This is a genomic window from Pseudomonas fluorescens, from assembly GCF_002837185.1.
GTDB classification, from domain to species: Bacteria; Pseudomonadota; Gammaproteobacteria; order Pseudomonadales; family Pseudomonadaceae; genus Aquipseudomonas; species Aquipseudomonas fluorescens_AM.
Window position 1 is genome coordinate 376,101 of the sequence record NZ_KZ477985.1, and the last position, 22,336, is coordinate 398,436.

A 22,336-nucleotide genomic window follows, 5' to 3' on the forward strand; every position below is an offset into this window, starting at 1 on the left:
GTATATTTTTAGCTGACCCACCGCAATCGGGGGCAAGCCCCCTCCCACATTTGGATGTGTTGTGGCCTGTCATTTGAAGGATCACAGCTAGAACGCGATGGACGTTTGCACACACACCGTGCGCGGCTCACCCGCGTATTGCCTGGCCGGCAGTTAGACCCCGAATCCTGGACACACGGAGGATCAGTGTGGGAGGGGGCTTGCCCCCGATGGCGGAGTGTCAGTCAGTATATTTTTAGCTGACCCACCGCAATCGGGGGCAAGCCCCCTCCCACATTTGGATTGGTTGTGGCCTGTCATTTGAAGGCTCACAGCTAGAACGCGATGGACGTCTGCACATACACCGTGCGCGGCTCACCCACGTACTTGCCCTTGTTGTTATCGTCGAACGAGCGCGTGTAGTACTGCTTGTTGAAGATGTTCTTCACCCCGACCGCGACGTTCAAGTCCGACAGCTGCGGGCCGAAGTCGTAGGCTGCGCGGCTGCTGAACAGCATGTAGCCGGGGATGCGTCCGTTCGCGCCGTCGGCGCTTTCGGCCTGGGTGTTGGCGTTGTCAGCGAACTGGCTGCTCTGGTAGCTGCTGTCCAGGTTGAGCTTCCACGGGCCTTCGGTGTAACCCACGCCGAGGGTGCCTTTGTGCCGGGAAGAGAAGGGCACGCGATTGCCTTTGTTCGGGCCGTCTTCACGGATGGTCGCGTCGACATACGCATAGGTGGCGTACACATCGAAGCCCGCCAGCGCCGGGCTCACGCCGTCGAGGGCATAGTTGATGCTCGACTCGATGCCCTGGTGCCGCGTTTCACCGCGGGCGATCACCGTGTCGTTGGTCTGGTTGCTGTCGTACTGGTTGTCGAAATTGATCAGGAACGCACCGATTTCCGCGCGCAGGCTGCCGTTGTCATAGCGCGTGCCGAGCTCCCAGGTGCGGGCTTTTTCCGGCTTCACTTCGCCGCTGTTCACGCGGTTGGGCATCTGGCTGTACTGCACGCTGCCGAACGAGCCTTCGGTGTTGGCGTAGAGGTTCCAGTCGTCGGTGAGGTGATAGAGCACGTTCAACGCCGGCAGCGCGGTGTTGTAGTCGCCTTTGTAGTTGACGTTGCTCAGGTTGTTGGTCTGTTGGGACTTGATCATTTCGTAGCGGATGCCCGGTGTGATCGTCCACTTGCCGATATCGATACGGTCGTCGATGAAGAACGCATTGGCTTCAGTGCCGCCACGGGTGTCGCGGTCGTTACGGCTGTCGGTGGTCGGCAGTTGCTGGTTGGCGGCAATCGGCGTGCGGTAGCGCAACTCGTGGCCGGCTTCGTTGATGTAGCGGTAACCGACGCCGACTTCGTGGGTGGTGGGGCCGAGGTCGAAGCCTTGGGCGAGACGGGTTTCCAGGCCACGTACCCAATACTCGCGGGGTGACAGCGAGAGGAAGTTGCCTTGATCGAGGTAACCGCTGCGCAGGGTCTTGGTGAAGAAACTGTTGACCGTGAATTCACGGCGATCCTGCTCGTAGCGGTAGCCGACGTTGAACATCGTGCGGCGGCCCCAGAACTTGTCGTAGGGGCGGGTCGACTGGTACGGGTCGGCCTTGTAGTCCTTGACGTTCAAGCCCCCAGGCATATCGGCCTCGCCGTCGTAGTACTGCGCCATGGCGTTGAAGCTGTTGGCGGCATCCAGCTGGTAGTTGCCCTTGAGGATCAGGTCGTCGATGCGCGTGTCGCTGTTTTCACGCCAGTCGCCGCCACGGGTGCCGGAGTACAGGAGTGCGCCGCCCAGGCCATTGTCGGCGGTGCCGCCGGCCAGCAGGTTGCCGGTGGTCTTGAAACCATCGTGGCTGGAGGACGGGCTGGTTTCGGTCTGCAGGCCGCCTTTGACGGTGGGCGCATCCGGAATCGCACGGGTCACGAAGTTGACGATGCCACCGACGTTCTGCGGGCCGTAGCGCACCGCGCCGCCGCCGCGCACCACGTCCACCGCGTCCATGTTGCCCATGCTGATCGGTGCAAACGAAAGTTGCGGCTGGCCATAGGGTGCGAAGGGCACGGGAATGCCGTCCATCAACACCGTGGAGCGTGATGCCAGCCGTGGGTTGAGCCCGCGAATGCCGAAGTTCAGCGCCATGTCATGGCTGCCGGTGCCGTTGTTGTCCGGGGCATTGACGCCGGGGATGCGGTTGAGCACGTCGCGCGCCTGGGTCGCGCCCTGGCGCTCGAATTCGTCGCGGCGGATGACGTCACGGGCGCCGGGATGCTCGAACACGTTGGTCTGCGCCGCATCGCCGAGCCAGTCGCCGACCACGTTGGAGGTTTGCAACTCGAGGGTGGCCGGGACGCCGGCCGGTTGCAGGCTGTAGGCATTGTCGCCCTCGGCGCGGGCTTGCAGGCCACTGCCTTCCAGCAGTGTGTTCAGGCCTTCGGCGGTGCTGTAGTTGCCCGCCAAACCGGGGCTTTGCAAACCGGCAGTGACCTCGGAACCGAAAGACACCAGCACCCCGGCTTCGCGGCCGAACTGGTTCAGGGCCGCCTCCAGACTTGTCGGCGCGATGTGATAGGCCTTGGTGTCGGCCGCCATCACCGGGGGCAGCACCGCCAGGCTGAGGCTGGCGCCGAGCAGGAGTTGGCGCAGGGTACGGGCAAGAAGGGTCGGTTGCAGGGGCATGAAGGGGTGTCCTGAGAAGGAAGGATCAAGGTGGCTTTCCTTCTCTGTCACGCGAGGGTTGGAAAACGGCTCAGCGTTTTTCAAACCATTTCACGCACGGGCCTGAACCGTCACCCAATAGCGGGTAAAGCGCCGCACGGTTACCGGCAGGCTGACTTCCAGCAGGTCGAGAATGCGTTCGCTGTCATCCAGCGGATAACTGCCGGACAGCAGCAGGTTTGCCACCTGCGGGTCGCAATTGAGCTGGCCACGGCGGTAGCGCCCGAGTTCGCCGAGGAAATCTTCCAGGCGCATGTGCGCGGCCACCAGCATGCCGTCGGCCCATGCGCCGCTGTTGGCGTCGACAGGACGCGGGCTGTCCCAGCCTTTGCGGGTGTAATTGACCTGATGCGCGGCGTTCACGATCAGTGGCAGGCCGCTGTAGCTGTTGGGCATCACGTCGACACGGCCATCGAGCACCGCCAATTGGGTATGGTCATTGAACTGACGCACGTTCAGGCGCGCCGCCTGGCTGCTGAGCAAGCCCTGGCCGGTCAGCACGCGCAGCGGCGTGGCACCTGCGCGGGCGGTCAGCAGGATTTCACCTTCGAGCAGGCGGATCAGTCGCTGCTGGCCATCGAAATGCACATCCACCGCGCTGCCGGTGTTGAGCTGCAATTGGCTGCCGTCGGCCAACGGCACACTGCGACGCTGGCCGACAGGGCTGCGGTAGTCCGCCGTCAACGGCGGCAAAATGTGTTGCTGGCGCAGGCTCCAGGCTGCCGCCGAACCCGCGCCGAGGATCAACAGCAGCTTCAGCGCCTGGCGCCGGCTGGTGGACTTCGGTGCATTCAACGCTGCGTGCGCCAGGGGCGAAGGCAGGCCGCGCAGGCGCTGGTTGACGCGCTGGATCTGGTCCCACGCGCGCTGGTGTTCGCTGTGCGCCTGCAGCCATTGTTGCCAGGCCGCCTGTTGGCGTGGGTCAAGCGTGCCTTGCTGCATTTGCAACAACCAGTGCACGGCCTGTTCGGCAACCTGGGTCGAGACGTTCATAGGGCGAAGTAGCAGCGCAGGGCGGCTTTATGCAGGTGGCGCTTGACCGTGGCGATGGAAATGCCCAGTTGCGCGCCGATCTGCGCGTAGGTCAGACCATCAAGCTGGGCCAGCAGGAAGGCGCGTTTGACCTGGACCGGCAGGCCGTCGAGCAGTTGGTCCAGTTCCACCAGGGTTTGCAGGATGATTGCGCGGTCTTCTTCCGACGGCGCCACGTGCTCGGGCATTTGCGCCAGGGCGTCGAGGTAGGCGCGTTCCAGGTCCTGGCGACGGTAGTAGTTGAACAGCACACGTTTGGCGACCGTGGTGAGAAAGGCGCGCGGTTCGATCAGCGTTGGCGCTTCCCGCGCGCTGAGCACCCGGATGAAGGTGTCGTGCGCCAGGTCGGCGGCGCTTTGCGGGCAGCCGAGCTTGCGTCGCAACCAGCCGGTGAGCCAGTGGTGATGGTCGTTGTACAAAACTTCGACGGTGTTGGACGGCGGCAACGTGATCACTCCATCAGCATCGGCATGCTTTAGAGAACAAGAATTGTTCGCATTGTAGGGCCGCAAACACGGTTCGGCAATCGACCCGAGCAGGTGATTCATCCGTTCTCTTTTGCTTATGAGAATATTTATCATTAATATTGCGCGCTGATGAACTTGGCGCCTGCCGCATGAAAAGCAAAACCTCACTCCCCGCCTCTTATCGCCTTGCCGTTACTTCGCGCGTATTGGCGGCTGTGGTCGGCGGTTATCTGATGGCCTCCCTGGCCGCTATCTGTCTTGCGCTGTGGCTGCCGACGGCGCGCGCCGACGCGGTGATCGTCGGCATGATGAGTTCATTCGTGTTCTACCTGCTGGCGGTGCTCTGGTGTTTTGCCTGCCGCACCGCGTGGCGCGCGTGGGCCGGGGTGCTGCTGCCGAGCGCGCTGTTGGCCACGCTGGCGGGCATTGGGTTCTGGGTGGTGCGCACATGAAAGAGGGTTTTCGCCAAGCCATGGCCTGGCTGCACACCTGGGCTGGGTTGATCTTCGGCTGGCTGCTGTTTGCGATTTTCCTGACCGGCACCCTGGCCTATTTCAAGGATGAAATAACCCACTGGATGCAGCCCGAAGTCCAGGCCCATCCGATGGACGACGCGCGCAGCCTCGCCGTGGCGCAAGACTACCTGCAGCAACAGGCGCCCACTGCCGCGCGCTGGTTCATTACCTTGCCCACCCGCCGCGACCCCGGCCTGTCGGTTATGTGGCAAGACAAGGTCGACCCCGGCAAGCGCGGCAACTTCATCCAGAAAGTCCTCGACCCGGTCAGCGGCCAAGCGGTCCAGGCCCGCGAAAGCATGGGCGGTGAATTCTTCTACCGCTTCCACTTCCAACTGCAAATGCCTTACCCATGGGGCCGCTGGCTGTCGACCCTCGCCGCCATGGTGATGTTCGTCGCGCTGATCACCGGCATCATTACCCACAAGAAAATCTTCAAGGACTTCTTCACCTTCCGCCCGCGCAAAGGCCAGCGCTCCTGGCTGGACGGGCACAACGCGGTGGGCGTGCTGGTGCTGCCGTTTCACCTGATGATCACCTACAGCAGCCTGGTGATTTTCATGAGCATGGTGATGCCGGCGCCGATCGTGGCCTCCTATGGCAATGACAGCCGTGCCTTCTTCAATGAAGTATTTCCCAGTTCCGATAATGCGCCCGCACTCGGCCAGCCGGGCACGTTGCTGCCGTTGTGGCCGATGTACCAGCAGGCGCGGCAGCAGTGGGCGGGTGGGCCTGTCGGGCGCCTGGCGGTGAATAATCCAGGCGACGTCAACGCCTCGGTGAATATATTCCGCGCCGGCTCCGACAGCGTGGTGCATGATTTCGGCAGCACCGTTTCATTCAACGGCACCACGGGCCAGTTGCTGCGGGTCAGTGGTGAGCCGTCCTTGCCGTCGGTTATCGGTGGCAGTTTCTACGGCTTGCACATGGGCCATTTCGCCGGCCCGGTGCTGCGTTGGTTGTATTTCATCTGCGGCCTGGCAGGCACGGCGATGATCGGCACAGGCCTGGTGATATGGCTGGGCAAGCGTCAGCTCAAACACATAAAAACCGGTGTGATGCCCTTTGAGCTGCGGTTGGTGGAGGTACTGAATATCGCCAGCATGTCGGGGCTGATGATCGCCATCGCGGCGTTTTTCTGGGCCAATCGACTGTTGCCGGTGAGCGTGGCCGAACGTTCCGACTGGGAAGTGCGAGGCTTCTTTATTGCCTGGGGCCTGAGCCTGGTCCATGCCACGTTGCGGCGCGGTCGTCAGGGCTGGGTCGAGCAGTTGAGCCTGGGCGCGCTGCTGTTTGTGGCCATCCCGCTGATTAACGCGCTGACTACGCCGTATCACTTGGGCACTTCGCTGATGAGCGGCGACTGGGCCATGGCCGGCTTCGACCTGACGTGCCTGGCCAGCGGCCTGTTCCTCGGATGGGCAGCCTGGAAGATGCAGCGCCGCGCCGCGTTGCAGCCCAAGGCAGAGCGCGCGCGTGCATTGGCGTTCAAGCAGGAGGCCGGCTGAATGCTGCTTGCGCTGCTGCTGTGCTACGCCGGGTTTACCGCGCTGTGCCTGGCCACCGACCGTCATCACGGCGAGCTGCTGCGCAGCAAACCGACGCCTGCACGGCGCCTGGGCTTGCGTGCGGCCGGCTGGTTGCTGCTGACCCTGTCGGTCTGGCCGGCGGTGGCCGCCACCGGTTGGGGCCGGGGCCTGGTGGAGTGGTGCGCGGTGTTGATGCTCAGCGCCTTGCTGTTGGTGCTGCTGTTGCCGTACCGGCCACGGCTGGCCTTGGTCCTCGCGGGCGTCGGCCTGCTGGCCAGCCCTGTCGCGGCATTCGGCCTGTTCTGAGCTGCCCATGACCATCAGTCCCCCGCCCAGACCCCAAGACAGTTCGCACCCGGACGCGGCCGGTGGACGTGCGCATTTCCTGCAGGTGTTCCTGTCCCAGCGTTCACAGATGGAGGCATTGGTCAGCCGCCGCGTCGGTTGCCGCGCCACTGCGGCTGATCTGGTACAGGACCTGTTCCTGCGTTTCTGGCGCCGCCCGCTGGTGCAGGTCGAAGAGCTCAGCACCTACCTGCTGCGCTGCGCCGGCAATATCGCCATCGACCATTTACGCAGCGAAGGCGCCCGCGTGCGCAGCAATGAGGGCTGGTTGCCGGAGCAACAGGACAACCAGGGCTGCGAACCCCAGGCGGCTCTCGAAGCGGGCAATGACCTGCGGCATGTCGAAGCCGCCTTGCGCAGTCTGCCCGAGCGCACTCGGCAGATTTTCCTGCTCAACCGCATTCACGGGCGCAAATACGCAGAGATCGCCAAGGCCATGGGCCTGTCCCAAAGCGCCGTGGAAAAACATATGATGCGTGCCCTGCAAGCGTGCAAGGCGAGCCTGCGCGAACCGTCAGTCAAACGTACGCCAGGGAAAGCACCGTGAACGTCACCCCCACGCCCGCCCAGGAACAGGCCGCGCTCGACTGGCTGAGCCGGCTGCACGACCAGCCCGGCAGCGGCGATCAAGCCTCCTTCAGCCAATGGCTGCGGGCCGACCCCGCCCATATCCAGGCCTACGCCCAGGCCCAGGTGCTGTGGGAGTTGAGCGAAGTCCCGGCACGCACCTTGGCCGGCGAAGACGCACAGGCCTTGCAGGGCTACCTCAATGCGATGAGCCGTTCCAGCCGCTCGCGCCTGGTGCGCGGGGCCGGCGCCTTGGCCATGGCGGCCTGCTTGTTGCTGATGGTGTCGATGGGCGCCGGTTGGCAGCCGTTTCGTTGGGTCGATGACCTTGGCGCCGATTACGTGACGGCGCCGGGGCAGGTGAGGACCGTCACCCTGGCCGATCAGTCCCACGTCACCCTCGACGCCGACAGCGCGATTGCCGTGGATTTCAGCCACGGCGAGCGGCATATCCAGTTGCGTCGCGGGGCCGGTTTTTTCCGCGTTGTCCACACCGGCCAGCCCTTCGTGGTCGAGGCGGGCGATGGAGAAACGCGGGTGCTGGGCACGCAGTTCGAAGTGCGTCTGCAACCGGCGGGGGCCCAGGTGACAGTGCTGTCCGGCCGGGTTGGCGTAACGCCGTCCGCACAGGGGGCGCAGCAAATTCTGACGGCAGGCCAGCAAGTGGCCTACGCCGACGGCCTAGCCGAGCCGCTGCATCCGGTGGACAGCGAATCACGCCTGGCCTGGCGCGAGGGTTGGCTCAATTACTACAAGGCGCCGCTGGCCGAGGTGGTCAGGGACCTCGCGCGTTACTACCCGGGCCGAATCCTCCTGCTCAATGATGAGATGGGCGCCAGACGCGTCAGCGGCAGCTTTCCAAGCAACGACCCTGTCGCCGTATTGAAGGCCTTGCAAGCGGTCCTCGGCTTCGAGCAGCACACGCTGTTGGGGCGCGTGATCGTAGTGCGCTAGCCGCATCGCGCCGTTCACCGAAGCTTCATCGCAATCGCCAAAACCTGTCACCAAACGGTTACACGTGCCGTGGATCATCCTGGGTTTCCTGAACAAGTGGTCAGGAAGCGACCTACATCTGCCCGTTCAACAGGGCATTGTCAGTAAGGGATCTACACGTGAACTACAACAAACTCTATGCCCTGTTCCTGGCCTCGGGCCTGGGCGGTTTTGCGCCGCTGAGTCTGGCGGACGATTCCCAGGACGTCGGTTCGGTGAATGTGGCCGGTAAGCAGACCCTGGGCAACGGTCACATGATCCGCGAGGAAAGCGCCAAGGCACGGTCGACGGTGACCAAGGAGGCCATGGACGAGATGCCGGCGACCGCCAACGCCATCGACAAGCTCAAATACACGCCGGGTATCAACGTTTCCAGCGACGACGCCAGCGGCACCAGCGGTACCACGTTCACCATGCGCGGCATGAGCTCCGACCAGGTTGGGGTGTCGGTCGACGGCGTACCGATCAACGATTCGGGCAACTACAGCGTTTACTCCAACCAATTGGGCGATCCGGAAAACCTCGCTGAAGTGTTTGCCACTCAAGGGTCTTCCGAGGCGGATGGCCCGCACATCGGCTCCAGCGGCGGCAATATCGGCATGATCACGATTCGGCCGACCCAGGACGCCGGGGTGTTCGCCAAGCAGATCGTCGGTGCCAATGCGCTGCGCAAAACCTTCGTACGTGCCAACACCGGTGACTTCGGCGGCCTCAAGACCTGGGTCTCGGCGTCTCACCTGGAGGGCGACAAATGGCGCGGCAAGGGCACCCTGCGCAGCGACAAGGTCGAGTGGAGCAGCCTGTTCGAAGGGGATAATGGCAATTCCACGCTGGCCACGGTCAAGTACAACAAGCAGGAAAACTACAACTACAACAGCCTGAGCAAGGCACAGTTCGACACTGAAGGACGACGCAAGGACTACGCCGAAAGCCCGGTGTACAAGGCCGGTTTGTTATCTGCGTCCTATAAGCTCAACCGCAACGCCTTTGAAAGCGTCAACGCCACGCTGACCCAGCGCTGGCAACTGCAAGACAACCTGTCGCTGACGCTCACGCCATATTACTACTGGGCCAACGGTGGCAGCTTCAGCGGCCAGACCGCGTCAAACCTGGGGCCGCGCTCCGACAAGGCCGGCAATTACGACCTGGGCAACCTGCAATCGGCCAACTATTACCGCCCTTCATGGACCGAGACCTGGCGTCCCGGCTTCACCGCCAAGATGAAGTGGGACATCAACGAGGAACACAGCCTGGACTACGGCTACTGGTACGAACGCGCACGCCAGCGCCAGACCCAGCCGTTTATCGGGATCAACGGCGAAGGCGCGCCTGATGAGGTGTGGGGCGACTACAACGACGGTGGCCAGGTGGTCGATAAAAACGGCAAGACTGTACAAGGCCGTCACTACTACACCGTCACTCCGGCACAGAAACTCTGGGTTCAGGACAGCTGGCAGGCCACCCCGGACCTGAGTTTTGTCGGCGGTGTGGCCTATCAGTACGTCGAGCGTGACGGTAATAACCTCGGCAGCCTCTACGACCAGCCGGAGAAACGTAACACCCGCTACCACCAGTTCCTGCCCAACTTCAGCGCCAAGTATCAGGTGGACGAGCGCAACCAGGCGTTCTACAACCTCACCCGCAATATGCGCACCCCGCCCAACTACGTGCTGTACAACAAAGGCGACTCGGTGAGCCTCAAGTCCGAACTGAGCTGGAACCAGGAACTGGGCTGGCGCTACAGCGAAGACGACATGGCATTGAGCGCGACGCTGTTCTACATCAGTTTCAAGGATCGCCAGGTGTCGACCACTGACGCCAGCGGTGACTACATGGTGCTCAACGTGGGCAGTGTCGCTAACAAAGGCCTGGAACTTGAGTGGAGTGGTTTGCTGCCGAACCACTTCAACTACTACGCGTCCTACACCTACACCCAGTCCGAGCAGAAGGACGATTTGCTCAGCAAGAATGTGTTGTTGCCCACCTCGGGCAAGCAACTGGCTAACGTGCCGCAAAACATGTTCAACCTGGTCTTCGGCTATGACGACTCGCGGTTCTACGGGAATATTGCGGGCAAGTATGTCGGCAGCTTCTATGGCGATTTGACCAACAAGGAAAAGATCGAGGGCCGCACGGTGTTCGACCTGAACGCGGGTATTTATCTGCCGGTGGACAAGAAGGTCATCAAGTCGGCCGCGTTGCGGTTTTCGATGCTTAACCTGTTCGACAAAGAGTACTTGAGCTCGGCGCGTACCGTGGCGTTCAACTCGGCACCGGTCAATGGGCTGGCACCGAGTACGGCGTATTACAACGTGGGGGAAGAGCGGACGGCGATGGTGTCCCTGGAAGCCAACTTCTAAGGTCACCACAAAACCAAATGTGGGAGGGGGCTTGCTCCCGATTATGGTGGATCAGCGACAGATAGGCTGGCTGACACACTGCTATCGGGGGCAAGCCCCCTCCCACATTTGATCTGCGGTGTTTTCGAGGGCCGGGTTATTTCAGGGCGGCCATGATCGCATCCGGATTGTAGTCGCGGATCAACGTGCCATTGACGTCCACAAACGGAATCCCGCCGCCGCCCAACGCTTCATAGGCCTTGCGCGCCTGGGCATCTTTCTCGATGTCGAAGGTCTGGTAAGGAACCCCCTTCTGGTCCAGAAAGCGCCGGATCTGCTTGCAGTAGCCGCACCACTCGGTGGTGTAAAGCACCACGCGCGCCGAGGCGCGTATCTGCTCGGACACCACCTGCGACGGGTTGAACAGCCGCTCGAGCTTGCCCCAGTTCTGAATCACCACCACCACCAGCAACACCAGCAGGACTTTCTTCAAGACCCCGCCAAGCATCAGTTACGGCGCTTGAGCTGGTCGGTCAGTTGGGTCGGCAGGCCCTTGATGATCAAGGTGCCGGCGGCTTCGTCGTATTCGATCTTGTCGCCCAGCAGGTGGGCTTCAAAGCTGATGGACAAGCCTTCGGCGCGGCCGGTGAAGCGGCGGAACTGGTTGAGGGTGCGTTTGTCGGCAGGAATTTCCGGCGACAGGCCGTAGTCCTTGTTGCGGATGTGGTCGTAGAACGCTTTGGGCCGATCTTCATCGATCAGGCCGGACAGTTCTTCCAGGCCCATGGGCTCGCCGAGCTTGGCCTGGCTGCTGGCGTAGTCCACCAGGGTCTTGGTTTTCTCGCGGGCCGACTCGTCCGGCAGGTCCTCGCTTTCAACGAAGTCACTGAACGCCTTGAGCAGGGTGCGGGTTTCGCCCGGGCCGTCGACGCCTTCCTGGCAGCCGATAAAGTCGCGGAAGTACTCCGAGACCTTCTTGCCGTTCTTGCCCTTGATAAACGAGATGTACTGTTTGGACTGCTTGTTGTTCTGCCACTCGGACACGTTGATCCGCGCGGCCAGGTGCAGTTGGCCCAGGTCCAGGTGGCGCGAGGGCGTCACGTCCAGCTCGTCGGTCACCGCCACGCCTTCGCTGTGGTGCAGCAGGGCGATGGCCAGGTAGTCGGTCATGCCTTGCTGGTAGTGGGCGAACAGCACATGGCCGCCGGTGGACAGGTTGGACTCCTCCATCAGCTTCTGCAGATGTTCCACTGCGGTACGGCTGAAGGTGGTGAAATCCTGGCCACCGTCAAAGTATTCCTTCAACCAGCCGCTGAACGGGTGCGCGCCGGACTCGGCATGGAAGAAACCCCAGGCCTTGCCCTGTTTGGCGTTGTAGCTCTCGTTGAGGTCGGCAAGCATGTTCTCGATGGCGGCCGATTCGGACAGCTCCGAATCACGGGCATGCAGAACTGCGGGTGTGCCGTCGGGTTTTTTGTCGATCAGGTGGACGATGCAATGACGGATCGGCATAGGCTTCTCGGCTGGTTGAAGGGGAGCGGTGAGCCTCCCCCAAAAAGTTGCCCAGTGTACCGCACCCGTTGGTCAAGACGCGCCTGGAAGGGCTGTTTGGATGTTCTCCCACCGTGCATATGGGTTTTTTTCACGCTTTAGAGCGATAAAGCTGACCAAATGGGTATGTTGAGGCGGATATTTCCCCGTCTCTGTGCTAGTTTTGCCCCGTCTTACGCCAAGTCTCGGCGTTAAGCGTGCATTCAGCATTTGTCAGGTCGAACCAATCCCCGTTTCAAGCATCTATAACCCCGTTCTCCAAGGTTATAGCCGGGGCGCCAGGCCGACACGGTCGGGCTCGACGGCTGACACTGCACTCTGCAATCCATATGAATTTGATAGGGAAGGAACACCACAATGGCTTTGACTAAAGACCAACTGATCGCTGATATCGCTGAAGCTATCGACGCGCCGAAAACCACCGCGCGCGCAGCGCTGGACCAGCTGGGCCAGATCGTTGCCGATCAGCTGGAAAACGGCGGCGAAATCACTCTGCCAGGTATCGGCAAGCTGAAAGTGACCGAGCGTCCTGCCCGTACCGGTCGTAACCCTTCGACTGGCGCTGCCATCGAAATCGCTGCCAAGAAAGTTATCAAGCTGGTTGTGGCCAAAGGCCTGACCGACGCTGTTAACAAGTAAGACGCAGTAAAAAAACCGTGCTCCGGAGTGATCCGGGCACGGTTTTTTGTTGCCTGCGATTTTGTTTGTAACTGTAGGAGCGAGCTTGCTCGCGAAGCACCCACAATCACCGCGTTTATCCAGAATACACGCGTTATCGTTGGCGTCGTTCGCGAGCAAGCTCGCTCCTACAGGGGGCTGGGTTCAACGAACCCAGCGCTGGCGCCAGATGTGCTGTTCATTCTTGGTCTGGAAGGTCCAGGCGACGAACCGGCTTTGCTTTTGCCCCTGGGACATTTCCACCACTTGGCTTTCCAGCACGCCGGCCTTTTTCAACGCCGTCTCGATCGCGGGCAAGTTTGACGCTTTTGACACCAGTGTGCTGAACCACAGCACCTTGTGGGCAAAATGCGCGCTTTCGGCGATCAGCTGCGTCACAAAACGCGCTTCGCCGCCTTCACACCACAGTTCGGCCGACTGGCCGCCGAAGTTCAGCACCGGCAACTTGCGCTTGGGATCGGCTTTGCCCAAGGCGCGCCACTTGCGCTCGCTGCCTTTGGTGGCTTCGTCCATGGACGCGTGGAACGGCGGGTTGCACATGGTCAGGTCAAAGCGTTCGGCAGGCTCCAGCAGGCCCAGCAGGATGTGCTTGGGATTGGGCTGCTGGCGCAATTGGATGACTTTGCTCAAGTCATTGGACTGCACAATGGCCTTGGCGGCGGCCACGGCGATAGGGTCGACCTCAGAGCCGAGGAAGTTCCAGCGGTACTCCATGTAGCCAATCAACGGGTAGACACAGTTGGCGCCCATGCCGATATCCAGCACCTTGACGATGGAACCGCGCGGAATCTTGCCGTCGTTGACGCTGGCCAGCAGGTCGGCGAGGAAGTGCACATAGTCGGCGCGCCCCGGCACCGGCGGGCACAGGTAATCGGCCGGGATATCCCAATGCTGGATGCCATAGAACGATTTGAGCAACGCCCGGTTGAACACCCGCACCGCGTCCGGGCTGGCGAAGTCGATGCTCTCTTTGCCATAAGGATTGATGATCACGAATTGCGCCAGTTCCGGCGTGGTCTTGATCAGCGCCTGGAAGTCGTAACGACCTGTGTGGCGGTTGCGCGGGTGCAGGGTCGCCTCTTTGCGTGGTGCGACGGGTTTGGCCGTGGCAGCGGTTTCAGGCTTCTTGCGCGGTGGTTTGGGTGTGCTAGGGGCGGTCATGTTGATTCTGGTGTTGGCTCAAAGTGGCGGCCATTGTCACACATTCCCGAGGACAACTCGGTCAAATGTGGGAGGGGGCTTGCCCCCGATGGCAGTGTGTCAGTCAATTATCTGTTAACTGACCCGCCGCCATCGGGGGCAAGCCCCCTCCCACATTGACTGCATTGCCAGCAGGACATCGGGCAACGATCAGGCAAAAAAAAGAGACCCGAAGGTCTCTTTTTTACGCGACTCAAGCCTTACAGGCTGGAAATCCGCGCATGTTGCTCCGCCAGCTTGCCCAAGGCCTGTTCAGCCTCGGCCAACTTGGCGCGTTCCTTGTCGATCACTTCTGCCGGCGCCTTGTCGACGAACGCCGCGTTGGACAGCTTGCCGCCCACGCGTTGCACTTCGCCTTGCAGGCGGGCGATTTCCTTGTCGAGTCGGGCCAGTTCCGCGCCCTTGTCGATCAGGCCGGCCATCGGCACCAGCACTTCCATATCACCGACCAATGCAGTGGCCGACAGCGGTGCTTCGGCGCCATCGGCCAATACGGTGATGGACTCCAGCTTTGCCAGCTTCTTGAGCAGCGCATCGTTCTCGCTGAGGCGACGCTGGTCTTCGGCACTGGCGTTCTTGACGAACACGGCCAGCGGCTTGCCCGGACCGATGTTCATTTCGGCGCGAATGTTGCGCGTACCGAGCATCAGGGTCTTGAGCCATTCGATATCGCTTTCGGCGGCCTCATCGATACGGGCTTCATTGGCCACCGGCCAAGGCTGCAGCATGATGGTCTTGCCTTCGATACCGGCCAGCGGCGCCAGGCGCTGCCAGATTTCCTCGGTGATGAACGGCATGAACGGGTGCGCCAGGCGCAGCGCCACTTCCAGCACGCGCACCAGGGTGCGACGGGTGCCGCGCTGGCGTTCGACCGGCGCGTTTTCGTCCCACAGCACCGGCTTGGACAGTTCCAGGTACCAGTCGCAGTACTGGTTCCAGATGAACTCGTACAAGGCCTGTGCGGCCAGGTCGAAGCGGAACTGGTCGAGCTGGCGGGTCACTTCGGCTTCGGTGCGCTGCAGCTGCGAGATGATCCAGCGATCGGCCAGGCTCAGCTCGAAGGCTTCGCCGTTCTGGCCGCAGTCTTCGCCTTTATCCAGCACGTAGCGTGCGGCGTTCCAGATCTTGTTGCAGAAGTTGCGATAACCTTCGACGCGGCCCATGTCGAACTTGATGTCGCGACCGGTGGACGCCAGCGAGCAGAAGGTGAAGCGCAGGGCGTCGGTGCCATAGCTGGCGATGCCGTCGGCGAACTCGTCGCGGGTCTGTTTCTCGATCTTTTTCGCGAGCTTGGGCTGCATCAGCCCCGAGGTGCGCTTGTGCACCAGGGTTTCCAGGTCGATGCCGTCGATGATGTCCAGCGGGTCCAGGACGTTGCCCTTGGACTTGGACATTTTCTGGCCCTGGCCGTCACGTACCAGGCCGTGCACGTACACGGTCTTGAACGGCACCTGCGGGGTGCCGTCTTCGTTCTTCACCAAATGCATGGTGAGCATGATCATCCGGGCAACCCAGAAGAAAATGATGTCGAAGCCGGTGACCAGCACGTCGGTGGAGTGGAATTTCTTCAGGAATTCGGTCTGCTGCGGCCAGCCCAACGTCGAGAAGGTCCACAGGCCCGAGCTGAACCAGGTGTCCAGTACGTCATTGTCCTGTTGCAGCGCGATGTCGGCACCGAGGTTGTGCTTGGCACGCACTTCGGCTTCGTCGCGGCCTACATACACCTTGCCCGACTCGTCGTACCAGGCCGGAATACGGTGGCCCCACCACAGCTGACGGCTGATGCACCAGTCCTGGATGTCGCGCATCCACGAGAAGTACATGTTTTCGTACTGCTTGGGCACGAACTGGATGCGGCCGTCTTCCACGGCAGCAATCGCCGGCTCGGCCAGCGGCTTGGTGGACACGTACCACTGGTCGGTCAGCCACGGCTCGATCACGGTGCCGGAGCGGTCGCCCTTCGGCACTTTCAGGCCGTGGTCGTCAACGCTCACCAGCAAACCGGCAGCGTCGAAGGCGGCAACGATCTGCTTGCGCGCTTCGAAGCGGTCGAGGCCGGCGTATTCGGCCGGGATCTTGCCGTCGATGCTGTCGTTCAGCGTGCCGTCCAGGTTGAACACCTGGCAGGCCGGCAACACGGCGGCATTCTTGTCGAAGATGTTCAGCAGCGGCAGGTTGTGACGCTTGCCGACTTCGTAGTCGTTGAAATCGTGGGCCGGGGTGATTTTCACGCAGCCGGTGCCGAATTCAGGGTCGCAGTAGTCGTCAGCGATGATCGGGATGCGGCGGCCGACCAGTGGCAGCTCGACGAACTTGCCGATCAGTGCCTGGTAGCGCTCGTCGTTCGGGTTAACCGCAACGGCAGCGTCGCCGAGCATGGTTTCCGGACGGGTGGTGGCGACGATCAGGTAGTCGTTGCCCTCGGCAGTCTTGGCGCCGTCAGCCAGCGGATACTTGAGGTTCCACAGGAAGCCTTTCTCGTCGTGGTTTTCCACTTCGAGGTCGGAAATCGCCGTGTGCAACTTGGTGTCCCAGTTGACCAGGCGCTTGCCGCGGTAGATCAGGCCGTCTTCATGCAGGCGCACGAAGGCTTCCTTCACCGCTTCCGACAGGCCGTCGTCCATGGTGAAGCGCTCGCGGCTCCAGTCTACGGACGAACCCAGGCGACGGATCTGACGGCTGATATTGCCGCCGGACTGGTCTTTCCATTCCCAGATTTTCTCGAGGAACTTCTCGCGGCCCAGGTCATGACGGCTCTGGCCGGTGGCTTCCAGTTGGCGTTCCACCAGCATCTGGGTGGCGATACCGGCGTGGTCGGTACCCGGTTGCCACAGGGTGTCGCGACCCTGCATGCGGCGGAAACGGATCAACGCATCCATGATTGCATTGTTGAAGCCATGGCCCATGTGCAGGCTGCCAGTGACGTTCGGTGGCGGAATCATGATGGTGTACGAGTCGCCCGCACCTTGTGGGGCGAAATAGTTTTCGGACTCCCAGGTGTTGTACCAGGAAGTTTCGATAGCGTGGGGCTGGTAGGTCTTATCCATGCGCGGCGGGACCCTAGTTGGCATTTATTCAGGAAAGCCGGCAAGTATAACGGGGGATAGAGCGCAGGGCGAGGCGAAGACAGGGCTTAAGGTGTATGCAACCAAATGTGGGAGGGGGCTTGCCCCCGATGGCGGTGGGTCAGCTTCAAATAGACGGCTGACGCACTGCTATCGGGGGCAAGCCCCCTCCCACAGGGGATGTCGGTTTGGTTCAGGATTGGTATTGGCTGAGCAGCCGCTCCATCCGCGCATCCATGCGCCGTTTGATCTCGGCTTCAATATGCGGCGAAAAATCATCGATCACGTCCTGCATGATCAATTGCGCGGCGGCGCGCAGTTCGTTGTCCAGGTGCAGCAGCAGGGCGTCGGGGGCTTTTTGGGCAGCGAGGGCGGGCTCGGTAATGGCTGGCTCCGGCGCAGCAGGCTTGTTGCCGACCATGTCGAACAACAGCGGAATCTGTACCTCGCCGTCGGCCGTTTCGGTCAACAGCGGCGGTTGCAAGCCATCATCACCCAGCAACTGACGGATCGACTCGAGGTCGTCCAGCAGGTGGTCGTCTTTTTTCAGCGGGTTGGGCGTGTCCATCATGTACTCAAAGTCGTTGTAGCCGGTGATCCTGCAGAGGATAGCCCTGTTCGCGGTAGAAACGGAAACTCTCCCGCGCGGCCTGACGAATAGCCGGGTCTTCCACCACCACTTCCGCCACGCGGGCGAATGCCTTGGCGAAGGCCGGTACTTTCAGGTCAAGGTTGACCAGCAGGTCATGGTGGTCGCCGCAACTGTCGCCCAAACCCAGCACTACCACGCCATCGGGTTCCGATTCAGCGGGGCCGTGGGGTACGAAGCTTTCGCCCTTGAAACGCCATAGACGGGCATCGAGGTCCTCACGTTGGGCGGCATCGCTGCAATGCAGGTAAATGCGATGGCCCATGCGCCAGGCCTTTTCAGTGAGCTTGCAGGCAAAGTCCAGGCGCGCGGACGGGTCGGCGCTGGGCAATATATAGAAGTCGACTTGGGTCATTGCGGTTCCTGGTGCTGGCCTGGTTGCCCCTGTAGGAGCGAGCTTGCTCGCGAAAAACCTGAGGACACCGCGCTCATCCAGAATGTGCGCGTTATCGTTGGCGATCTTCGCGAGCAAGCTCGCTCCTACAAAGGGCGCGGGGGCCGCTTAGGCCTTGGCGCGGTCCAGCAGGTATTGGGTCAGCAGGGGCACCGGACGGCCGGTTGCGCCCTTGTCCTTGCCGCTGGCCCATGCGGTGCCGGCGATGTCCAGGTGCGCCCAGTTGAAGTTCTTGGTGAACCGCGACAGGAAGCAGGCTGCGGTGATGGTGCCGGCTTTCGGACCGCCGATGTTGGCGATGTCGGCGAACGGGCTGTCCAGTTGCTCCTGGTACTCATCGAACAACGGCAACTGCCAGGCGCGGTCGTCGGCCGCCTTGCCGGCGCTGAGCAGTTGCTCGATCAGCTCGTCGTTGTTGCCCAGCAGGCCCGAGGTGTGGGCGCCCAGGGCAACCACGCAGGCGCCGGTCAGGGTGGCGATGTCGATCACCGCCTGCGGCTTGAAGCGTTCGGCGTAGGTCAGGGCGTCGCACAGCACCAGGCGGCCTTCGGCGTCGGTGTTGAGAATTTCCACGGTCTGGCCGCTCATGGTCGTGACGATATCGCCTGGACGGGCGGCACCGCCGCTCGGCATGTTCTCGGCGCAGGCCAGGATGCACACCAGGTTGATCGGCAGCTTGAGTTCCAGCACGGCACGCAGGGTGCCGAACACGCTGGCGGCGCCGCCCATGTCGTACTTCATCTCGTCCATGCCGGCGCCCGGCTTGAGGCTGATGCCGCCGGTGTCGAAGGTGATGCCTTTGCCCACCAGGGCGTAAGGCTTCTCGGACTTCTTGCCGCCGTTGTATTGCATCACGATCAGGCGGGGCGGCTGGTCGCTGCCCTGGCCCACGGCATAGAACGAGCCCATGCCCAGTTCCTTGATCTTCTTCTCGTCCAGCACTTCAACCTTGAGGCCCTTGAACTCCTTGCCCAGCGCCTTGGCCTGTTCGCCCAGGTAAGTGGGGTGGCAGATGTTTGGCGGCAGGTTGCCCAGGTCGCGGGTGAACGACATGCCCCTGGCGATCGCGGTGGCGTGGGTCACGGCGCGCTCGACTTCAGCCTGCGCGGCCTTGATGGTCAGCAGGGTGATTTTCTTCAGGGTGCGGGGTTCGGCCTTCTGGCTCTTGAACTGGTCGAAGACGTAGCCGCCGTCCACCAGGCTTTCGGCCAGCAGGCGGGTCTTGCCGTAGCTGTCACGGCCCTTGATGACGATTTCATCGAGTGCCAGTGCCGCGTCGCTGCCGCCCAGGCCGTTAAGCGTGGTGAGGATGGCGCTGATGAGCTTGCGAAACGGACGGTCGCCCAGTTCGGCGTCCTTGCCCACGCCCACCAGCAATACGCGCTCGGCCTTGAGGTTGGGCAGGCTCTGCAACAGCAGGCTCTGGCCGACTTTGCCGGCCAGGTCGCCGCGCTTGAGCACGGCGCTGATGGCGCCGCCGCTCAGTTCATCCAGTTGCTTGGCGGCAACGCCGAGTTTGCGGCCTTCGCCGACAGCGACCACGAGGGTGGCGGTTTTCAACGTTTCGGGGCTAACGCTTTTTACAACCAATTCCATTTTCGGGTCCCTTATAAAGGTCGGTGAGCCTGGCGTTTGTACCCAGGCTTTAAAGCGTGGCAGCCTTGTAAACCGCCAGCGACAAAGGCCGCAGTTTGAACCTCGCAGGCGAAGCCTGACAACCCTCGAAGCACGCTTTGTGCGTGCGCATGAGGTTGCGCAGTGACAGGCGCGGTCAATCACAGGATAATGCGCCATCTTTTTAGCCGGCCCGCGCAAACGGGTCGACTCGGTATGCTTGCTTGTTTGGCCGCCTTAGCCTGACAACCCTGGAGTGTCTGGTTTGATCGTCTTCCGTTATCTATCCCGCGAAGTCCTGTTGACCCTGAGTGCCGTGAGTGCGGTATTGCTGGTCATCATCATGAGTGGTCGTTTCGTCAAATTCCTTGCGCAGGCGGCCTCGGGCGCCCTGGATCCGGGTTCGCTGTTCCTGATCATGGGCTTTCGCCTGCCGGGCTTTTTGCAACTGATCCTGCCGCTCGGCCTGTTCCTTGGCATTCTGCTGGCATATGGCCGGCTGTATCTCGAAAGCGAGATGACCGTGCTGTCGGCCACCGGCATGAGCCAGCAGCGTCTGCTGGCGATGACCATGGTGCCGGCCGCCGGCGTTGCCCTGGTCGTGGCCTGGTTGAGCCTGAGCCTGGCACCCCAGGGCGCCATGCAGTTCCAGTTGCTGCTGAACAAGCAGGACGCGATGACCGAGTTCGATACCCTCGAACCCGGGCGCTTCCAGGCACTCAACGACGGTACGCGAGTGACCTATACCGAAGAAATGACCGAAGACCGTTCCAACCTGAGCGGCGTGTTCATTTCCCAGAAAAACCTCGGCAAGGACCAGAAAGACCGTGGTATTTCGATTCTGGTGGCCGACGGTGGCCGCCAGGAAGTGCGTCCCGATGGCAGTCGCTACCTGATCCTGGACAACGGCTATCGCTACGATGGCAGCCCTGGGTTGGCCGATTACCGCGTGATCAAATACGACACCTACGGCGTCATGCTGCCCAAACCCGATATCAGCGACGAAGTCACCGACCGCGACGCGCTGCCCACCGCATCGCTGTTCGGTAGCCAGGAACTGCGCTCCATCGCCGAGCTGCAATGGCGCCTGTCCCTGCCGCTGCTGGTGTTTATCGTGACCTTGATGGCGGTGCCGCTGTCGCGCGTCAACCCACGGCAGGGCCGATTCCTCAAGCTGCTGCCGGCGATCCTGCTGTATATGGCTTACCTGACCATCCTGATCTCCGCCCGTGGCTCCCTGGAGAAGGGCAAGCTGCCGCCCGCCCTGGGCCTGTGGTGGGTGCACGGGATTTTCCTGGTGATCGGCCTGGGGCTGCTCTACTGGGAGCCTATCCGTTTGAAAATGAAGAGCCGTCGTGGCCTGAAGGAGTTGGCTCGTGGCTAAGCTCGATCGCTACATTGGTAGCAGCGTACTGATCGCCATCCTGGCGGTATTGGGCATCATCCTGGGCCTGGCCTCGCTGTTTGCCTTCATCGATGAAGTGGGCAACGTCACCGATACCTATACCGTCACTGACGTACTGAGCTTCGTGGCGCTGACCGCGCCGCGTCGTCTCTACGACATGATGCCGATGGCCGGCCTGATCGGCTGCCTGATCGGCCTGGGCACCCTGGCCAGCAACAGCGAATTGACCATCATGCGCGCCGCGGGCGTGTCCATCGGGCGGATCGTCTGGGCCGTCATGAAGCCGATGCTGCTGCTGATGGCGTGCAGCGTGCTGATCGGCGAATACGTCGCGCCACCGTCCGAAGCCACCGCCCAGGCCAATCGCGCCCTGGCCCAGGGTTCGGGCGATGCGCAGAGTTCCAAGCACGGCCTGTGGCACCGCCAGGGCGACCAGTTCATCCACATCAACGCCGTGCAGCCCGGCGGGCTGTTGATCGGGGTGACGCGCTACACGTTTGACAAAGAGCGGCACATGCTCAGCTCCAGCTTCGCCAAACGCGCACAATACGATGGCGCGCAGTGGCAGCTGAGCGAGGTCACCACCACGCTGTTCCATAATGTGGGCCAGGGGTTCAGTGCCAGTACCGAAGTGGTCAATGCCCCCACCCAGACCTGGGATATCGCGCTGAAGCCGGAGCTGCTCAATACAGTGATCATGGTGCCGGAAACCTTGCCGATCTCGGGCCTCTGGAGTTATATCCACTACCTCAAGGACCAGGGCCTGAACAATGGCCGCTACTGGCTGGCGTTCTGGGTCAAGGTGCTGCAACCGGTGGTCACCGCCGCACTGGTGTTGATGGCGATCTCCTTTATCTTCGGCCCGTTGCGTTCCGTGACCCTCGGCCAGCGGGTATTCACCGGTGTGCTGGTGGGCTTCACCTTCCGCATCGCCCAGGACCTGCTGGGGCCGTCGAGCCTGGTATTCGGCTTCTCGCCGTTATTTGCGGTGCTGGTGCCGACCTTTATCTGTGCCGTGGCCGGGTTCTGGTTGCTGCGCCGAGCCGGCTGATTGCGCGCACGCTAAATGCGCCCGCTGTAGGCGCGAGCTTGCTCGCGAAAACCTGCGAAACGCCGCGTTCATCCAGGATGAGCGCATTATCATTGGCGATCTTCGCGAGCAAGCTCGCTCCTACAACATTGGGCCCCGTGGAAACGGGGCTTTTTTGTGTTCGTCAGCAAAGATGACGTCTGGCCCGAGCATCAGGTACAATTCCCGGCTATTTTTCAGCGGGCAATCTGCCTGCAGCCTTTTTGAGTGTTG

At 61.8% G+C, this 22,336-nt stretch carries 19 protein-coding genes; 9 read left to right on the forward strand and 10 right to left on the reverse strand.

The window, feature by feature from the left end; translation table 11 throughout:
• Positions 1 to 314: 314 nt before the first annotated feature.
• The 3 genes from fecA to CIB54_RS01815 all read right to left on the reverse strand — a co-directional run bounded on the left by fecA (position 315) and on the right by CIB54_RS01815 (position 4,168).
• Positions 315 to 2,651 carry a TonB-dependent Fe(3+) dicitrate receptor FecA gene (fecA, locus tag CIB54_RS01805; protein ID WP_101218333.1) on the reverse strand — a complete coding sequence of 779 codons (2,337 nt, stop codon included), beginning with the start codon at positions 2,649 to 2,651 and terminating at the stop codon, positions 315 to 317.
• A gap of 90 nt (positions 2,652 to 2,741) precedes the next feature.
• A complete protein-coding gene (locus CIB54_RS01810; protein WP_065951731.1) occupies positions 2,742 to 3,683 on the reverse strand; it encodes a FecR domain-containing protein in 942 nt (313 codons plus the stop codon).
• A complete protein-coding gene (locus CIB54_RS01815) occupies positions 3,680 to 4,168 on the reverse strand; it encodes a sigma-70 family RNA polymerase sigma factor (protein ID WP_065894835.1) in 489 nt (162 codons plus the stop codon). Before CIB54_RS01815 ends, CIB54_RS01810 begins: the two co-directional genes overlap by 4 nt.
• A gap of 170 nt (positions 4,169 to 4,338) precedes the next feature.
• Between CIB54_RS01815 and CIB54_RS01820 the strand changes: the two genes are divergently transcribed.
• The 6 genes from CIB54_RS01820 (at position 4,339) to CIB54_RS01845 (ending at position 10,498) form a co-directional block, all read left to right on the forward strand.
• Positions 4,339 to 4,641, forward strand: a complete 303-nt coding sequence (locus CIB54_RS01820; RefSeq protein ID WP_101218335.1) for a DUF3649 domain-containing protein — start codon at positions 4,339 to 4,341, stop codon at positions 4,639 to 4,641.
• Entirely contained in the window at positions 4,638 to 6,212 is a 1,575-nt protein-coding gene (locus tag CIB54_RS01825; RefSeq protein ID WP_101218337.1) for a PepSY-associated TM helix domain-containing protein, read from the forward strand. The genes CIB54_RS01820 and CIB54_RS01825 overlap by 4 nt, the downstream gene beginning before the upstream one ends.
• Complete coding sequence (locus CIB54_RS01830) at positions 6,213 to 6,539, forward strand: DUF3325 domain-containing protein (protein ID WP_101218339.1); 327 nt, start codon at positions 6,213 to 6,215, stop codon at positions 6,537 to 6,539.
• A gap of 7 nt (positions 6,540 to 6,546) precedes the next feature.
• Positions 6,547 to 7,125 (forward strand): RNA polymerase sigma factor, encoded by a 579-nt coding sequence (locus CIB54_RS01835; RefSeq protein WP_101218341.1) that lies wholly within the window; start codon positions 6,547 to 6,549, stop codon positions 7,123 to 7,125.
• Positions 7,122 to 8,099, forward strand: a complete 978-nt coding sequence (locus CIB54_RS01840; protein WP_101218343.1) for a FecR family protein — start codon at positions 7,122 to 7,124, stop codon at positions 8,097 to 8,099. The genes CIB54_RS01835 and CIB54_RS01840 overlap by 4 nt, the downstream gene beginning before the upstream one ends.
• 158 nt (positions 8,100 to 8,257) lie before the next feature.
• Positions 8,258 to 10,498, forward strand: a complete 2,241-nt coding sequence (locus CIB54_RS01845; RefSeq protein WP_101218345.1) for a TonB-dependent receptor — start codon at positions 8,258 to 8,260, stop codon at positions 10,496 to 10,498.
• A gap of 136 nt (positions 10,499 to 10,634) precedes the next feature.
• Here CIB54_RS01845 and CIB54_RS01850 read toward each other — a convergent pair whose 3' ends face one another.
• Positions 10,635 to 10,985 (reverse strand): glutaredoxin family protein, encoded by a 351-nt coding sequence (locus tag CIB54_RS01850; RefSeq protein WP_065951738.1) that lies wholly within the window; start codon positions 10,983 to 10,985, stop codon positions 10,635 to 10,637.
• Entirely contained in the window at positions 10,985 to 11,989 is a 1,005-nt protein-coding gene (gene yejK, locus CIB54_RS01855) for a nucleoid-associated protein YejK (RefSeq protein ID WP_003171997.1), read from the reverse strand. The genes CIB54_RS01850 and yejK overlap by 1 nt, the downstream gene beginning before the upstream one ends.
• A 396-nt stretch (positions 11,990 to 12,385) precedes the next feature.
• Between yejK and CIB54_RS01860 the strand changes: the two genes are divergently transcribed.
• On the forward strand, positions 12,386 to 12,667 hold the full coding sequence (locus CIB54_RS01860; protein WP_005785131.1) for an HU family DNA-binding protein: 282 nt from the start codon (positions 12,386 to 12,388) through the stop codon (positions 12,665 to 12,667).
• Positions 12,668 to 12,850: 183 nt separating this feature from the next.
• Here CIB54_RS01860 and rlmF read toward each other — a convergent pair whose 3' ends face one another.
• From rlmF to CIB54_RS01885, 5 genes are all read right to left on the reverse strand, one after another.
• Complete coding sequence (gene rlmF, locus CIB54_RS01865) at positions 12,851 to 13,867, reverse strand: 23S rRNA (adenine(1618)-N(6))-methyltransferase RlmF (protein WP_065951740.1); 1,017 nt, start codon at positions 13,865 to 13,867, stop codon at positions 12,851 to 12,853.
• 239 nt (positions 13,868 to 14,106) lie between these two features.
• Positions 14,107 to 16,953 carry a valine--tRNA ligase gene (locus CIB54_RS01870; protein WP_101218346.1) on the reverse strand — a complete coding sequence of 949 codons (2,847 nt, stop codon included), beginning with the start codon at positions 16,951 to 16,953 and terminating at the stop codon, positions 14,107 to 14,109.
• A gap of 211 nt (positions 16,954 to 17,164) precedes the next feature.
• Positions 17,165 to 17,539 (reverse strand): DNA polymerase III subunit chi, encoded by a 375-nt coding sequence (locus CIB54_RS01875; RefSeq protein ID WP_101218348.1) that lies wholly within the window; start codon positions 17,537 to 17,539, stop codon positions 17,165 to 17,167.
• A 7-nt stretch (positions 17,540 to 17,546) separates the two neighbouring features.
• Positions 17,547 to 17,975: a DNA polymerase III subunit chi gene (locus tag CIB54_RS01880; protein ID WP_065894843.1), complete on the reverse strand. Its 429-nt coding sequence runs from the start codon at positions 17,973 to 17,975 to the stop codon at positions 17,547 to 17,549.
• A gap of 147 nt (positions 17,976 to 18,122) precedes the next feature.
• On the reverse strand, positions 18,123 to 19,610 hold the full coding sequence (locus tag CIB54_RS01885) for a leucyl aminopeptidase (protein WP_101218350.1): 1,488 nt from the start codon (positions 19,608 to 19,610) through the stop codon (positions 18,123 to 18,125).
• A gap of 283 nt (positions 19,611 to 19,893) precedes the next feature.
• Between CIB54_RS01885 and lptF the strand changes: the two genes are divergently transcribed.
• Both lptF and lptG read left to right on the forward strand, forming a co-directional pair.
• Entirely contained in the window at positions 19,894 to 21,012 is a 1,119-nt protein-coding gene (lptF, locus tag CIB54_RS01890; protein ID WP_065894845.1) for an LPS export ABC transporter permease LptF, read from the forward strand.
• A complete protein-coding gene (lptG, locus tag CIB54_RS01895; protein WP_101218352.1) occupies positions 21,005 to 22,084 on the forward strand; it encodes an LPS export ABC transporter permease LptG in 1,080 nt (359 codons plus the stop codon). Before lptF ends, lptG begins: the two co-directional genes overlap by 8 nt.
• The last annotated feature ends 252 nt before the right edge of the window (positions 22,085 to 22,336 follow it).